The sequence below is a fragment of the Botryobacter ruber genome (assembly GCF_003347595.2).
Classification (GTDB): domain Bacteria; phylum Bacteroidota; class Bacteroidia; order Cytophagales; family Hymenobacteraceae; genus Pontibacter; species Pontibacter ruber_A.
Genome location: NZ_QCZK02000035.1, coordinates 98,449 through 115,172, shown reverse-complemented (window position 1 = coordinate 115,172; position 16,724 = coordinate 98,449). Strand labels below are relative to the sequence as shown.

The 16,724-nt window shown below is 48.8% G+C and carries 9 protein-coding genes; 4 read left to right on the top strand and 5 right to left on the bottom strand.

Annotated elements, in window-relative coordinates:
* Positions 1–595 precede the first annotated feature (595 nt).
* Entirely contained in the window at positions 596–1,621 is a 1,026-nt protein-coding gene (locus DCW36_RS10190) for a LacI family DNA-binding transcriptional regulator (RefSeq protein ID WP_114778527.1), read from the bottom strand.
* A 441-nt stretch (positions 1,622–2,062) separates the two neighbouring features.
* Between DCW36_RS10190 and DCW36_RS10185 the strand changes: the two genes are divergently transcribed.
* Positions 2,063–3,172: a glycoside hydrolase family 43 protein gene (locus DCW36_RS10185; RefSeq protein WP_114778526.1), complete on the top strand. Its 1,110-nt coding sequence runs from the start codon at positions 2,063–2,065 to the stop codon at positions 3,170–3,172.
* Positions 3,173–3,360: 188 nt separating this feature from the next.
* Here DCW36_RS10185 and DCW36_RS10180 read toward each other — a convergent pair whose 3' ends face one another.
* The 4 genes from DCW36_RS10180 to galB all read right to left on the bottom strand — a co-directional run bounded on the left by DCW36_RS10180 (position 3,361) and on the right by galB (position 11,446).
* Positions 3,361–4,593 carry a porin family protein gene (locus DCW36_RS10180; RefSeq protein WP_114778525.1) on the bottom strand — a complete coding sequence of 411 codons (1,233 nt, stop codon included), beginning with the start codon at positions 4,591–4,593 and terminating at the stop codon, positions 3,361–3,363.
* A 131-nt stretch (positions 4,594–4,724) separates the two neighbouring features.
* The gene (locus DCW36_RS10175; RefSeq protein ID WP_114778524.1) at positions 4,725–6,275 is read right to left on the bottom strand and encodes an alpha/beta hydrolase family protein; all 1,551 of its coding nucleotides are present in this window, start codon (positions 6,273–6,275) and stop codon (positions 4,725–4,727) included.
* Between the two features lie 27 nt (positions 6,276–6,302).
* The gene (locus DCW36_RS10170; RefSeq protein WP_114778523.1) at positions 6,303–8,255 is read right to left on the bottom strand and encodes a sialate O-acetylesterase; all 1,953 of its coding nucleotides are present in this window, start codon (positions 8,253–8,255) and stop codon (positions 6,303–6,305) included.
* 395 nt (positions 8,256–8,650) lie between these two features.
* Positions 8,651–11,446, bottom strand: a complete 2,796-nt coding sequence (gene galB / locus DCW36_RS10165) for a beta-galactosidase GalB (protein ID WP_114778522.1) — start codon at positions 11,444–11,446, stop codon at positions 8,651–8,653.
* A gap of 1,192 nt (positions 11,447–12,638) precedes the next feature.
* Between galB and DCW36_RS10160 the strand changes: the two genes are divergently transcribed.
* The 3 genes from DCW36_RS10160 (at position 12,639) to DCW36_RS10150 (ending at position 16,672) form a co-directional block, all read left to right on the top strand.
* The gene (locus DCW36_RS10160) at positions 12,639–13,670 is read left to right on the top strand and encodes a LacI family DNA-binding transcriptional regulator (RefSeq protein WP_114778520.1); all 1,032 of its coding nucleotides are present in this window, start codon (positions 12,639–12,641) and stop codon (positions 13,668–13,670) included.
* A 66-nt stretch (positions 13,671–13,736) separates the two neighbouring features.
* The gene (locus DCW36_RS10155) at positions 13,737–15,890 is read left to right on the top strand and encodes an alpha-glucuronidase family glycosyl hydrolase (protein WP_114778519.1); all 2,154 of its coding nucleotides are present in this window, start codon (positions 13,737–13,739) and stop codon (positions 15,888–15,890) included.
* 23 nt (positions 15,891–15,913) lie between these two features.
* Positions 15,914–16,672, top strand: a complete 759-nt coding sequence (locus tag DCW36_RS10150) for an SDR family NAD(P)-dependent oxidoreductase (RefSeq protein ID WP_114778518.1) — start codon at positions 15,914–15,916, stop codon at positions 16,670–16,672.
* Positions 16,673–16,724 lie beyond the last annotated feature (52 nt).

Genomic DNA, 16,724 nt, shown 5'->3' with positions numbered 1-16,724 from the left:
CACCATACCCTCTGCTCATCGGCTGCCATGGATATTGGAAATGTTCTATTCTTGCACAGCAAGCTTTTCGGAGGCGCTGTGTGGCAAAACATTTGTTACCAGCAAAATTAAGCATTGTAGATTTTAAGCTATCCTGCATAATCCTGCTAATGAGGGTGCTGTTGGCAACCGGCAGGGTTTGAAAAGCAGATGCTCCGGTTTCGGTTGCGCCACGTGCCTGGTAGCTACCGCAGCGTTAACAGAGGAAGAGAATTAATTCAGGTGGGTGCAGCAAAAGGAGACGCCGTTAGCGTGCGACACGCTGAAGGTGGTCAGCATTTTCCGGATCAAGTTCGGAATCTTTTATTTTCCGGGAGCGACCGGAGAGGTTTGGTATTCAAGGCCTGGCATTCATAATGGTGCATCAAAAAATGCGATGGCCTGAAAAAACCACCGGTAAGCTGCTGCAATTCCAGGTGAGCGTAGCCTGCTGCGTGGCAACCGGTGGAGCAGGGGTAAGCGTGCAAAGAGTAATTATAAAATTACGCCGGTATTTGAAACTGTATAACTAAAAAAGACATCCGACCTGGCAATTAAACATTAAAAGCCAGCCCCTTTACTTCTTTATTCTTAGGGATGACTCCCGAATAATTAACTCAGATATTAAGGTGATTTTGTTGGATAACATAACTTCCGATGCTCCGCTTAACTGATAGAGCATATTCCGTACAGCCACTTCGCCCATTTCGTGACCGGGATAATTAATGGTAGACAAATTAGGTTCCACGAGTGTGGAGATGAAGTCGTTGTTAAAACCCACCACCGCAATATCCTGCGGAATCTTAATGCCCGCTTTTTTTAGTCTGGCCATACAGCTTGCGGCGCAGGTATCGTTCGACACAAAGATGCCGTCGGGTAGCTGCTCGAGTTTCAAAATTTGCTCTGCTGCTTCTGTGCCTGCCTGCTGGCTGAGGTTATTGACAATTATGTTGCTTTCGTTGAAAGGAATATCATGATCGATATGGGCGTACTTGTAGCCTTTCAACCTGTCGGAATAAACGTTCCGGTTCAGATTTCCTGTGATATGGATAATGTTCCGGCAGCCCTGCTCTATCAGGTGTGTCGTAGCCTTATGAGCTGCCTGTAAATTATCGATTACAATGCTGTTACACTTTTTATGTTCTGCCACCCGGTCAAAAAAGATGACAGGAATGCCTTTGTTGATAAAGGGCAGAAAATGATCAATATCTTTTGTTTCGTAAGAGAGCGACACCAGCAAACCATCTACCCTGCTGTCGAACATCGTTTTGGCATTGCGGACTTCTTTCTGGAGCGTTTCCTGCGACTGGCTGATAATAAGATTATAGTCAGCTTCGTTTGCTACTTTTTCCATGCCAGCCATTACAGTAGACATAAAAGGACTGTCTAATCTTGGAACGATTACACCAATCGTATTGGTCCGCTGCTTTCGGAGGTTACTGGCAAAAAGGTTGGAACGATACCCCATCTGACTGGCAGTATCACAAATCTTTTGCTTTGTTTTTATATTAACTGCCGGATGATCATTCAGCGCCCTACTTACTGTAGTAGGAGATATATCCAGTTCTCTGGCAATATCATAAATTGTAATTTCTTTTTCCAAGACTCAAATACTTATCGTAACAAACTCCGCAATCGATTGCAATATAAAAAAATATTTTCATTTCCTGCCACTGTTGCAGGTTCAAATTTTGAAACACTTTGAAAAATTTAATTTACGGCAAGACAGCCATTGTACCGAAAGCAACAGGGTAAATCATGCTTTAAAGGTATCTATCTGCCTATCTTAATTTTTTTCCGGAGGAAGATAAAAATGTTGAAACCGATTGCAAAAAATACTTTATATTTGCTTTACCTCGCACCACTATTTTACCTACAGCAGGAATAAAACGTATTGCACGGGGCTCCTTTCAATATAAGTGCTGTCGGCCTTAGCAATATACCAGGTGGAAGTTGGTTATTACAAAACATGTATGGCGCGCATGATTAACAAAGGCTAAATAAAAAGTTATGTTCACTTTTCATCATAATTAAGTTAAAGATAATGGCAAAAAAAATTCATTTCGGTTCCTCCATGATGATGTTGTCTGTAGTTGGTATTCTGGCTGGAGGGTGCCAGGAGCAGACAACTGAAAACCAGGCAGAAACAACTGCCGAAGCACCGGCAGCGGAACCTGCAGAACGGAAGTTCCTGACAAAACCGCTTGTTACAGACATGTATACAGCTGACCCCTCAGCGCATGTATTCGAAAACAAGATTTATATCTACCCATCCCACGACATTGATGCGGGCATTGCGGAGAAAGACGACGGCTCTCACTTCGATATGCGGGACTATCATGTGTTTTCGATGGATAGCGTAAATGGCGAAATCAAAGATCATGGCGTGGCGCTGGATATCAAAGATATCCCATGGGCAGGCAGGCAGCTATGGGCACCGGATGCCGCCTACAAAAACGGCAAATACTACCTGTACTTCCCGGTAAAAGACAAGGAGGATGTATTCCGTATCGGCGTGGCTACCAGCACCTCGCCTGCAGGTCCGTTTAAACCAGAGCCAAAGCCTATCGCCAATAGCTACAGCATCGACCCCGCCGTTTTCACTGACACTGATGGGAATTCCTATATGTACTTTGGCGGTATCTGGGGCGGGCAATTGCAGCGCTGGAGCAGTGGCAAGTACAACCCCAATGACGCGTATCCGAAAGACGACCAACCTGCCCTTATGCCTAAAGTAGCCCGCATGAGCAAAGACATGCTCAGCTTTGACGGCGAGGTGCGCGATGTGCAGATCCTGGACGAAAATGGCAAGCCACTGTTGACAGGTGATAACGAAAGACGCTTCTTCGAAGCGGCCTGGGTGCATAAGTACAACGGTAAATACTACTTCTCCTACTCTACCGGCGACACCCACAACATTGCCTATGCCATCGGCGACAGCCCTATGGGGCCCTTTACCTACAAAGGCGTATTGCTAAACCCGGTACAGGGCTGGACAAACCACCATTCCGTAGTGGAACACAACGGCAAATGGCACCTCTTCTACCACGACACCGAATTGTCAGGCAAAACACACCTGCGTAACATCAAGGTTACGGAGCTTAAACTCCGCCCTGATGGCACTATCGAAACGATAACAGCTTACCAGCAGTAGTTTTTGTTGAATGTATACAAAAGATAGCCTGCTCTTAAACAGGTTTTCGTTCTTGTATAAAGTCACGATAAAAAAGACGCCTCCAAAGCTCAAACTGCTTTGGAGGCTTTTTTTATCTCTTAACTATTTTTCACTATTACAGGAGCAGTGGCTTTGGTCGCAGGCGCAACTTTGCCGAATATGAAATTTTAGTTGGATAAGGTATATCCAATTATTACAGAAAATGTCTTATAATCAGAACTCCACTGCGTATAGTTACTTAGCACTTCTCTTGCTGTCAGGTATCGCGCTTCTAAACTATACCTGTTCTTGTATTTAAAACCTGCTCCAAAAGCCATGTTATTTCGTGTCCTGATTTCTAAAGAGCTTTCCATACCGCTATTGTTCCAGGAATAATCAATTGTTGAATTAACAGAGTTGATATCGTAAATAAAAGAAGCATTCATGAATATGCTGGAGGCGTTATTAAGATAGAAATAGTACCTGACACCTACAGGTATTTCAATGGATTTGTAGTCCACTTTTGCGGTAACTACCGTACCGGATGCATGTCCTGGCTCCGATACATTTTCAGTTTTAAAATACTGGTAGGTGGGCTCTACCATGACTGCCCATTTGTTTTTGTTGAACGGCAAAAAGTACTCGGTTTCAACGCCTAGCCTGAAACTGGCCTTAGCGCCAAAATCTGCTTCTCTTGCATCTGTATCAGAATGTTTAACAGACAGGCTACTGATATTTAAACCTGGCCTGAACGTCAGGTTTAAGTAATCTCTCTTTTGCTTCTTTTCGAGGTTGACATAGCCCGGGTCCTGGCATATATTATATTTCACAAAGATTCGCTCTAAATCCTTTTTGTCGTACGCAATGCCTTCAACATCGTTCTTTGAAATATCCTGACATTGTAAATCCAGGAAAAGCTGCTGCCTGAAATAATGGTTCTCTGCTACAGCATCCTTATTAAGCCGGTAATACTTGTGCACCAATTGTTGAATTTCGGAATCATTCATTTTATAGAAGAAACGGGTTAAGCTCCCATCTTCATAAATGAAAAGCGATGCCTTCCCTTCTACAAGCACCTTCAGGAACAATTGTTCTTCCTTAAATATCGGACTTCGGTCCGCACTCATAAACCTGATATCGTCGCTTGACCTATCTATGTTTACCGAAGCTCTGATGTATTTGAAGTCTCCCGGAATTCCGAATTCTTTTACAGACTGAATGTCTGCTTTTTGAGTTTTTGAATCCTGAGAAAGCTTATATTCAAACTGGGTAGGATTATTTCTCCAGTCAACATTTTTAATGAAGCAATCTTTCTTTTGGTTTTCATTGTTAATAAAATACCCCTGTTCAAAAGCAATTTGTGAAAAGCATTTTATACTAACCATAAGGGCAAATGCAAGCAGTAATAGGTGTTTCTTCATAAAAATTAAGTGATTTCTATCCCTGCTTTTTATTATTAAAAAAGGAAATTGTATTTCTGCTGCAAAATAGCCAAAAAATTCTTAATCAAAATACGCCACTACCGCAAATTAATCCTGTTGTCAACACGCGCTTAACGATTCGCTTTAGTAGCCGCCTGTTCCTTCATCAGCTTATTTGCCCACTGGATAAAATGCTTTACATTAGGTGCATCGGTATGGCCGCCGTCGTGCTGCCGCCAGGCCAGTTCCCCATCCAGTTGCCCGACATTGACGCTTGGCATTTTAGCAGTTTTGTAATCGTGGCCTACGCCTAAATCCCGGGCACCAAGAAGCTGAAAAGCTGGCCCGGCCGCTACGGTAGCCATGTAGCTTCCCTGCTGGTCGAGCCACCTGGCATCCCCTCTTTCAGGGATGCCGTAGCTGATAAAGGTAAGGCGGGGGGCGCACAGCGCAATCAGTTGGTGCGCATCCACCGGGATGTCGTTTGCTGTTTTGCTGCCGAAAGCAGCCTCTGCGGCGCCATATTTCAGAAAATTACCGGACATCCAATGATAGCCGCCGCTTCCGGTTAAGTTCTCCACGGCCTCCCCAAAATTACGCCGATGCAGCTTGGCGCCACCTTCCCCCGAAGAACCAATCAGGCCCATGTAAAAACGCTGGTCGAATGCCATGGCTACAAGGGCTGCTTTTCCGTAACGCGATACGCCCTCTATGCCCACGCGTTTGGCATCCACGGCAGGGTCCGTTTCCAGGTAGTCCAGGCCACGGGATGCTCCCCAGGCCCAGGCACGCAGGGCACCCCAATCGTCGGGTTTGCGGGGCTGCCCTTTGTTCACCAACCCGATAATACCCTTTGTCAGGCCCGCCCCGTTATCGGCCTGAATACTGCCGGGTTCAATTAAAGCATAGCCCCAGCCTGCTGCCAGGAGTTGCTGCGGCGTTGGCGGGTCGCCGTCCTGTGGCCCTCTGGCAGTGGCAGTGGTGGCTGGTGCAATAGGGTTATAAGCCGGGTACTGCTCAAACACCGCCTGCAGCGACGGGTCTGTCTTCACCAGCAACTCTTTTAAGGCGGCATTTATCTTCTCCAGGCTTTCCTTCGGCGGCTGTGCCGGGGCAGGCAGGGCGCTGCGGCCAAACATCATGAGTACCGGCACCGGCCCTTTCGCGTTGGCTGGCGTTACCACGGTCATGGCAATTTTCACGTCCAGCAGCGGGTATTCGGAATTATCCACCACGCCCTCCAGTTGCTTTGCGTTTACCGGTGTCCAGCCCACGTATTCTCTTTCGGAGATAAGTGTTTTCCAGGTGACTTTCGGTACATTCCGGGGTACCCTTCCGTATACTTCACGCTCGAAATCTTCTACTATCTCAGGTCGCCGCTGCTGCCACCACATTTCCGGAGTCTTTACTTTCTTCCCGTTCTTCAGGGTGAGCAGCTCCGGCAGGTTGGGGTAAGGATTGGCCAGCGCTTCGTCGTAGTTGGCATGGTTGGGAGCCGATTCGTCGCCACTTGGTCCGGGCCGCAACGTTTTGATGCCCAGCTGCTGCATCATCTGCTGGTGGTCCTGCTGGGTGGTATAATTAACTACCGGCGGATACTTACCAGCGGCACCGGTAGTAGCCTGCTGTGCCGAGGCAGATGATACTGCCAGGGCAAACAAAAGATAAAAGACTTTTTTCATGCGGGAACGTGCCATTAGAGTTACAACTTATTCATCTGTCCGGAAAGGAGAAGCAGGCAATCCTTCTTTGTTATAAAGGTTGGCGCCATAGGGATTATCGGCCCAGGCGTAGCGCACATATTTCGGATTCGGCACCTCTTCGCTCCACACCACCACTTTGTCTCCTTCTATTTTTGCATTCGCCCAGACAAACTTTTTATCCTCGCCAGCTATGGCAAACCAGGTAAGTTCTTCGTCGTCTATGGCTGTAAGCCCACTGCCGGTGTTGGTAAAGCTGATGATAATTTTATCGCCTTCTACTTTTGCAGACTGGTAAAGCGGACCTGATGAAACAAGATTCTTCTCGCCATACACCAGCTTCTGTGCCGCCAGCGCCAATCGTTCACCTACATCCTTTTTATTGTCGGGATGAATATCGTTCCACTCGCCCAGCTCTATGGTTACTGCCATGGCGGTGTTAGGCACAGCTAATGTCTGCAAGGCAGCCTCGCGCATTAAGGCCCAGTTGCTTTCGGATGGGGTGTAATTCACTTCCATAAAGTTTGGCAACTGCACATACAGGAACGGCAGGTTCCCTTGCTGCCATTTGTTTCGCCAGTCGTTTATGAGGGCCGGTAATAACTTCTTGTATTCGGCAGGATTTCCGGCATTACTCTCCCCCTGGTACCACAGGATGCCTTTGATAGCATAATTAACAGCCGGCGCCACCATGGCATTATAGAGTGCAGTTGGCTGGTTCTGGGCGTTTATCCCGCCACCACCGCCTCCACCGGAAGCTGGCTGGTAAACCTCCCCTACTTTATACTGCCAGGTGCCCTTCAGGTCGAGTGTTTGCCCGTTTGCTTCGATGAAATAAGGTTTATCAGGCACGAACCCACCTTTACCGCCATTGTTGGTCACCCTGACCACAAACAGGTTTTTTCCGGGTTTCAAAACACCGGCGGGCAGGCTGTACCTGCGCTGCGGGTACTGGTAAGTCGTTCTGCCCACCTCTTTCCCGTTCACATACAGTACATCGGCGTCTACAATCCTGCCTAAATGCACTTTTGCCGGTACGCCAGCCATAGCTGCAGGCACGTCTATCTCACGACGGTACCAGACCACGCCGTTCAGGTCCCGGATGCCCTGGTCTTCCCAGTAGCCCGGCACGTTGATGTTCTGCCAGCCCTTCGGCACATAAGCTGTATCAAACCACTTTACAGCACTGACAAGGCCTTTGTCCTGTTCCGGTTTCCGCTGGCTATTGGCTGCAGCTGCAGCAGCTTTCCTGCTCAGGCTATTCACGTAGCTCGTATCCCGGTTCCGGTTAATGGCAGCAACAGCGTTAGAAAAATCTTTCAGACCTTCTTCACTCATCCAGGCTTCGATGGGCGTACCACCCACACTGGCGTTAATCAGGCCAATCGGAATCTTATACTTATTGTACAGTTTCCGGGCGAAAAAATACGCTACCGCCGAAAACTCATTCACGTCCTCCGGGTTAGCCGTTTTCCAGGTAGCGGCGGCAGGCAAATCTTTGGCCGGGCCTTGCAGGTTGGTGGTGGTCGGAATCCAGAAATGTCGTATCTGGGGGTAATTGGCGTTGGCGATATCATCGGCATAGGTTACGTTGTGGAGCTTCATCTGGTGCACCATGTTCGACTGCCCGGAGCAGAACCACACATCCCCAATTAAAATGTCTTTCAGCGTAATCGTATTCTTCCCCTTTAGCTCCATGGTGTAGGGACCACCTGCTTTCATGGCGGGTAAGGTAGCGAGCCATTTGCCGTCGGCACCCGTTGTAGCTCTGGCCCGCTTCCCGTTAAAAGATATGTTTATTTTTTCGCCTGGCGTTGCCCAGCCCCATACTTTCAGTTTCGCATCCCGCTGCAGCACCATGCCATCCTGAATTAAGCTGGGCAGGGTAATATCAGCAAAGGCCGACGTGGAAAGCAACAGAAACAACAGCAGGAGTTTGGGAATCAGTTTTCTTTGTTTCATCAGAGTTGAATAGTATTTTAATTAACATGTAATACAAATGGTTTCCGCAGGCTTCTACCACCCCGCATTTACTTCCTGCCCTGGTTACAGAAGAGCAGCAGAGGGTATGGTGGCAGCTGCAGTATAATAACTAGTGCTGTCTAGTGCTGTTCCGGACATCCTTGTCCGGAACTTCTCTGCTGCGGACGTCCGCGTTTGTAGCAATTAGCTCCTTCGCAGACGGGGACACGGATGTCCCCTACAGAAAGCATTCGGACAAAGATGTCCGAAAGAGCGAGAACATACTTTCCCGTGAGCAGCAGTGGCTATGGTGGCAGGTGCAGCAGGATAACTTACCGGAACAAACCTGGCGGGTTTTGGAAACCCGCCAGGTTTACGTAACGCTGCCTGTACCCTTACTTCCCGCCGACACTTTTCAATGCAACTGTACCCGCTTCCAAACCGGCAGCTTCTGCTTTTAACCTGATAGTTCCTTTCTGGCCGGGCTTTGCGCGAACAACCACAAGGCAGAGGCCATTAAATGCATCGCGCTCGTGCGAAGGAAAAGGCACCAGGTTCGTCGCATCGCCATTGTCCGTTGCCACAATTTCGCCCGGACCCTCAACCGAAAACCGAAGTGCATTTTTGGCGTCTGGCACCGTCAGCCCACTTTTATCGGCTACACGCACGGTCACAAACGACAGGTCCTGCCCTTCGGCCTGGATTGTAGCGCGGTCGGCAGAGAGCTGAAGCTTCTGCGCTTCTCCTGTAGTCTTCACCACATCCTCTGCCCATTTCTTCCCATTTTTATAAGCTACTACTTTCAGCTCTCCCGGCGTGTATTGCACATCGTCCCAGCGCAGGCGGTACTCGTACTGGCCTTTTTTCTTCCGTCCAAGCGATTTTCCATTGAGGAACAGTTCCGCTTCGTCGCCGGAGGTGAACACGTGTACCGGCGTTACCTGCCCCACCCGGTCGGTCCAGTTCCAGTGCGGCAGGAGGTGCGCCATAGGCAGCTCAGGGCGCCAGTGTGACTGGTAGAGGTAGTAACGGTCTTTTTTAAAGCCGGCCAGGTCGATAATTCCGAAATAAGAACTGCGGGCCAGGTAGTAAGGCGTTGGCTCACCGAGGTAATCCCAGCCGCTCCACACAAATCCGCCAGCCACGTAGGGGTGCTTTTCCAGGGAGGCAAACACCTTGTCGGCCGAAGACCCGAAATCCACCGAATATAATTCGTAGGCACTGACCTGAATGCTTTTGGGGTCGCCGCCCAGTCCCTCTTTCACGGGTGAGCTGATACCGTCCGTAACCGGGAACAGGTACTCGCCACGGGAGCTGATGGCTGCTGCATTTTCGCTGCTGAGAATGACCTTATCAGGAAACTTATCGTGGAAGGCAGGGTACAGCGGGGAAGTTCGAATTCCCTTTAAACCGGCATAGGCGGGTGCATCGCGGATTCCTTCGCCCTGGTAATTGAGGCTGATTATGTCTACGACTGCCGGAAGCGGCATGTGGGGTTTGGCATAATTCATCGAGACGGTGGTCGGGCGGGTGGTATCCTCTTCCTTTACGATCGCGTTCAGCCGCCTGGCTACTTTTGCTCCCTCCTCATCGGTATACTGCTCCCCTACTTCATTGCCGAAGCTCCACATGATAACGGAAGGGTGGTTGCGGTCGCGGCGAACCAAGGCGCGCAGGTCCTGCTCGTGCCAGTCGGGGAAGATGAGGTGGAAATCGAGCGGCGGCTTTTTCAGCTCCCAGGCATCGAACTGCTCGTCCACTACCAGAAAGCCCATCCGGTCAGTGAGCTCCAGCAGCTCGGGAGCAGGCGGGTTGTGGGCCATCCGGATGGCATTGCAGCCCATGTCGCGGAGCATCTCCAGCTGGCGCTCGGCGGCACGCTCGTTAAACGCGGCCCCTAAAGCCCCCAGGTCGTGATGCTGGTTTACCCCTTGTATGTAAATGCGCTCGCCGTTCACGAAGATGCCTTTTTCAGCATCGAAGCGCAAATCGCGGATTCCGAAGGGCGTTTCGTACACATCCAGGGGTTTGCCCTGCACAGCAACAGTGGTAACGGCTACATAGCGGTTTGGGGTTTGTGTTGGCGGCGGCCCCCACAGTTTCGGGTTGGGGATAGTTACGGAACCAGAAATAGTTTCACTATTCTTTGCCTTAACGGCTGCTTTGGCAGGATGTATCTTTGCGACAGGCTTACCCGCTTTCTTACCATTGGCATCCAGCGCGTAAATTTCCGTGGCAACCTCAATGTTTTGATCTGAAGTGGCGTCATTATCCACCGTCACTTTTAAGTCTACTGTTGCAGCAGCCTTTGAAACCTTGGAAGTGGTCACAACCGTACCCCACTGCCCCACGTGCACCGGATTGGTCTTGGTTAGCCAGACATTGCGGTAGATGCCGGCACCCGGGTACCAGCGGGAGGAACTTGGCGGGTTGTCGAGGCGAATGGCCAGCTGGTTCTGACCGCCTGGTTTGATATACGGGGTGAGGTCGACGCGCCAGGAAGTGTAGCCATTCGGCCAGCCGCCCACCAGCTGCCCGTTCAGCCAAACCATGGCGTAGGACATGGCGCCATCCACATCCAGAAAAACAGATTTGCCCGCGTCGGAAGCCGGTATCTCCAGCTTCCTGCGGTACCAGGCCACCCCATGCACCGGCAGGCGGCCCATGCCTCCTCCTATCTCAGTGTTCCAGCCTTTGTAGAATGGACCTTCGATAGCCCAGTCGTGCGGCAGATCCACCTTCTCCCAGGCCCCATCGTTAAAGCCGGACTGCACAAACGGAAAATTATTTCCCGGATTCCCCTCCGGACGGGTGTAACGGTTGGCGGGGTCTTTCAGGAATGCGTTGCCCGTTGGCAGAATCCACGGTTTTAAAACGGCTTTGGTAGCTGCCACCGCCACTGCTTCGGTTGGTCTCGCGTCGGCGGGCCTGGCATCGTTGTCCTCTTTAACCTCCGGGCGCAAATCATAAATCAGGGAATCGGCATCCGCAGCTGAATTGTATTTATAAAATTTCCAGCCATCGTTAATCAGTATGCGTTCCCGGGCGGTCCTGTTTGCACCTGCAGCTACACTTTTTTTATTCGAAGCACTTGCTTTTTGCTGCGCGTAAAGCTGGTACGACTGAAGAAGTATAAAACACAGGAAAAAAGTTATTACCAGATGAGGGCACTTTGGGATTTTTAAACTCATTTGAATGTATATTGTGTAACCAATTATTATTCCGTGTAAAGCAACACTTTCCACTGCTTGCTATTTTTGCCGGAACAAAAAAAACAGCTTTACATAGGCTGCCAGGTTTTCTGCACCTGCCACCACAGGCGCTGCTCCCTAAGCTATTGTTACAACCAGTGTACGAGGCAAAGCAGGAGCGACCTGTAGTTCATGCACAGCCTGATGCTTAATGTATGAGCACGTTTAAGTACAAAAATGTAAATTATCCGGAGCTATTACAACCGCTTACCAGGTTAAACAGCCCTGAAAGAAAGAGGCAGGTGAGCAGCAACCCCTGCCACCCACTTACCCATATTTCATAACTTACTTCTGGCACAATTGCATTTTTTTATCTGCTGCACCGGTTACCATAGCCTCAGATGATAAAAATTTTGAAACATGGTATTACGAAATAATCCTTCACAGAGGAAAAACCGGTTAATTCACTACAACCTTTCAGGAAGAGAATGTTTCTCCGTTATGTATCTGAAGGATATACAATCCTGGTTTCACGTTTAAATTAAACTCGGACGAGGACCGGTTTATTTGCGCAAATTCCTTAACAACAACTCCTTTTCCATCAATTACCGTCAGTCACCTTGTCGATTCTTTCCAGGCTGTTTACCACGAATTTGCCGTTTGAAACAGGATTTGGGTAAACATCAAAAGTAACCTCCTGCATAGGCCTTAGAATTTTTGATTTGTATAACTTATTTAACTAAAAGGGGTAAGCAGCAATTATTATATCCGACAATGGAAGAACATAAACTACCATTCGTTATTTTTTCATCAACCCAAAAACCACCTCCGCACAAATCCGGCGCTCAAAAAAGCTCTCAAGGTATTACAGGAAGGTTTTTTTAAAAGAAGTTAGGACAACCTGCTTATTTGAGTTGTAAACATGGAAAAAATTTTCGAATATTACAACCGATTGCAGAAATCATCTCAAGCTTTTTTGTTCAATCAGAAAAACATTCTCTTTCAGAAGCAGACAGGCTTAGCGCAGGCTACCTGGAGCCACCTTACACAATGCTTCATCTTGCTTCAGGTATATACTTTTGTAGAAATAACAAAAGAACAACTTAGGAACAGGGAGAACGGATAGCGTAAAAACAAAAGAAACATAAACCACACATGAAATCGGTTTCAAATATTTAATGGCATGCTGTAAATGAGTAAAGCAATAACGATTTATGATATAGCCAAATGCCTGGGAATTTCACCTGCCACCGTAAGCAGGGCGTTAAACGACCATCCGGCAGTTAATGAGAAAACGAGGGAAGTGATATTGGCTACAGCTTTTTCGTTAGGTTATAAATCGAACTTAGTTACAAACAATTTAATAGCTTACCAAAAGACCAGCACCATTGGTTTGATACTGCCCGAGTTAAACAGCTATATCAGAAACTCAATTGTAGCAGGAATAGAAACAATTACAGCTGAAGCAGGTTACAAGCTTTTGTTAAGCCAGACGCAGGATTCACTGGAAAAAGAAATCCTGAATGCAAAGGTTATGTTTGACAGCAGGGTCGATGGTTTGCTGGTGTCGCTCTCTTACGAAACAAAAGATATTGAGCACTTCCTGCCATTTTTAGAAAACGACATTCCGGTTATCTTTTTTGAAGGGGTAATGGAACATAAAAAATGCCTGTGCATTGTGATCGACAATTTACAGGCAGCTTATAAAGCTACGACACACCTGCTAGAGCAGGGCTGCCGGAACATTATCCATATTACAGGTAACCTGAACCGGAATGTTTATTCCGACAGGCTGAAAGGCTACAAGTACGCGCATATCGATCATGATATTCCATTTAACGAGAACAACATAATCGTCAATAACCTCAGCCAGCAGGCAGGCACAGAAGCAGCAGAGCAAATTTTGAAACTCGAGCAGCTACCTGACGGCATCTTTGTGTCGAACGATACCTGCGCCGCAAGCTGTATGGCCAGACTGAAAAAAGCGGGGATCAAGATTCCTGACGATATAGCCATCGTTGGATTTGATAATGAACCCATATCAGAAGTAACAGAACCAAACCTAACTACTATAGACTATTCAGGCAAGGAAATGGGAGAAGTAGCAGCAAAAAATCTACTTGTGCTGATAAATAACCTAAACGGATGGCTGAATACATTTATTACTGATACTATTGTTCTGAAAACGGAATTGATGATCAGGGATTCATCCTTAAAAAGATGATCCAACAGCGTTGTAATACCTTTTAGTTAGTATTAAAGTATCTACTCCAATTTAAAACGAATAAAGATGCAGAAATTATGTTTTCTTCTTGTTTGCTTGCTTTGGCTCATACACCCGCTACAGGCTGACGATGGCTACAGGCTCTGGCAGCGCTACGATAGAATGCAGGATGCTGCCAAACTACAGCAATACCAGCAAACAGTAACCGGGCTATGGGTAGAGGGGACCTCTCCAACGCTTATTGCAGCAAAAAAAGAGTTGAGCAATGGCCTGAGTGGTTTACTGGGCAAAGAAGTTCCGGAAGTAAAGCAACTAACTCAGAACGGAACAGTTATAGCTGGCACGCCTGCCTCTTCCAGTCTGATAAGCTCTCTCAACATTAGCGAAAAACTAAAGTCTTTGGGCGAGGAAGGGTATCTGCTTTTAACAACCAATGCCAATGGCAGAAAAAGTACGGTCATTGCCGCCAATACCGATATTGGGGTGCTTTACGGCAGCTTTCATTTCCTGCGTTTGCTGCAAACCCAGCAAGACATAAGCAACCTTTCGCTCAGCAGCGCCCCTAAAGTAAAGCACCGCGTGCTCAACCACTGGGACAACCTCGACCGTACCGTGGAGCGCGGCTACTCCGGCTTCTCGCTCTGGGACTGGCACAGGCTGCCCGACTACATCGACCAGCGCTACATTGACTATGCCCGCGCCAACGCCTCCATCGGCATCAATGGCACGGTGCTCACCAATGTAAATGCCAATGCCCTGGTGCTAACCAAAGATTACCTGGTGAAAGTAGCTGCCCTGGCAGATGCCTTCAGACCGTATGGCCTTAAAGTTTACCTGACCGCCCGCTTCAGCGCCCCCATCGAAATTGGAGGGCTTAAAACCGCCGATCCGCTCGACCCGGCCGTGCAGGCGTGGTGGAAAAAAAAGGCGGAAGAAATCTACTCCTACGTTCCCGACTTCGGCGGCTTCCTGGTGAAAGCAAATTCGGAAGGACAACCGGGCCCGCAGAACTACGGCCGCAACCATGCCGACGGCGCCAACATGCTGGCCGATGCTGTTGGGCCAAAGGGTGGCATTGTGATGTGGCGGGCCTTTGTGTACGACGACAAAGAGCCGGACGACCGGGCAAAACAAGCCTACAACGAGTTCAAGCCGCTGGATGGTACCTTCCGCAAGAACGTGCTGGTGCAGGTAAAGAATGGCGCCATCGACTTCCAGCCGCGCGAGCCGTTCCACCCACTGTTCGGCGCCATGCCCAAAACACCGCTCATGATGGAGTTCCAGATTACACAGGAGTACCTGGGGCAAGGCACCACCCTCGCCTACCTCTCCCCTATGTATAAAGAAACGCTAGAAGCCGATACCTATGCCAAGGGCAAAGGTTCTACCGTAGCCAAAGTTGTAGATGGCACCCTCGACAACCACCAGCTCACGGGCGTGGCAGGCGTAGCCAACATCGGCACAGACCGCAACTGGACCGGCCACCTCTTCGGACAGTCTAACTGGTATGCCTTCGGGCGGCTTGCCTGGAACCACACCCTCTCCTCTGAAGAAATAGCCGACGAATGGCTCCGGATGACCTTTACCGGAAATCCTGCTTTCGTGAATCCGGTAAAAGACATGATGCTTGCCTCGCACGAAACGGTTGTAAACTACATGACACCGCTTGGCCTGCACCACATCATGGGCTGGTCGCACCACTACGGCCCCAGCCCCTGGATTAAAGACAAGCACCGCGCCGACTGGACCTCTGTTTACTACCACCGTGCCGATGAAAAGGGAATAGGATTCGACCGTACCAAAACAGGCAGCAACGCCGTAGCGCAGTATTTCCCGCCGGTAGAGAAACAGTTTGCCAGCCTGAAGAATTGCCCGGAAAAGTACCTCCTGTGGTTCCACCATGTCAGCTGGGATTTTAAAACAAATTCCGGCAGAAAACTGTGGGATGAACTGTGCCTCCGGTACCAGGCGGGCGTAGACGGGGTGCGCCAGATGCAGAAAACCTGGGCAACCGTAGAAGACCATGTAGACGCAGAGCGCTTTGAGCATACTAAATCACTGCTTCGGATTCAGGAAAAAGAAGCCGTTTGGTGGCGCGATGCCTGCCTGCTTTACTTCCAGACTTTCTCGAAGCGGCCCATCCCGCAAGGCGTGGAGCAGCCTGCCCACACGCTGGATTATTACATGAAACTTGATCCAAAATTTGTACCCGGTATTTAAAAATTCTTTCTATAAAATTTAACATGAGTAATTATTCAACCGCAGCATCTCCGGTTGCCATCGTAACCGGAGGAGCATCAGGATTAGGCTATGCTATTGCTGAAAAATTTGTAAAAAATAATATCCGGACCATCATCATCGGCAGAAACGAGGAAAAGCTGCAGGCAGCAACGCAGGCGTTCGGAGAATACGCCACCTACATTGTTTGCGACCTGAGCAACCTGGCCGAAATTCCGAAACTGGTAGCCGAAATTGCAGAACGCTTCGGCAAAATAGATATCCTGGTGAACAATGCCGGCATCAATCAAAAGAAGCCTTTTATGGATGTTACCGACGAAGATTTCCAGAACGTGATCATGACAAACCTGACAGCGGTATTCAGTTTAAGCCGTGAAGTTGTGAAGGTGATGGTGGAGCAGGGAAACGGAAGTATCGTTAACATCAGCTCCATGGCAGCGCAGTACGGCATTCCGAAAGTTATTTCTTATACAGCCGCCAAAACCGGTATCGAAGGCATGACCAAAGCGATGGCAGTAGAACTATCGCCGATGGGCATTCGGGTGAACTGTGTGGCGCCTGGCTTTATTGCTACCGACATGTCTGCCAAAGCCCTTAACAACGATCCGGAACGCAAAAACAAAGTGTTGTCCCGCACCCCAATGGGTAAACTTGGCGAACCAGCCGATGTAGCCGAAGCCGTTTATTTTTACGCCACACAAGCTGCCAAATACGTAACCGGCACGGTGCTGCCGGTAGACGGCGGCAACTCGATCGGATTCTAATATTTATCCTACCTCTTCCTGTTAAGTACTGCTGAAAGGAAGAGGTAGTTTT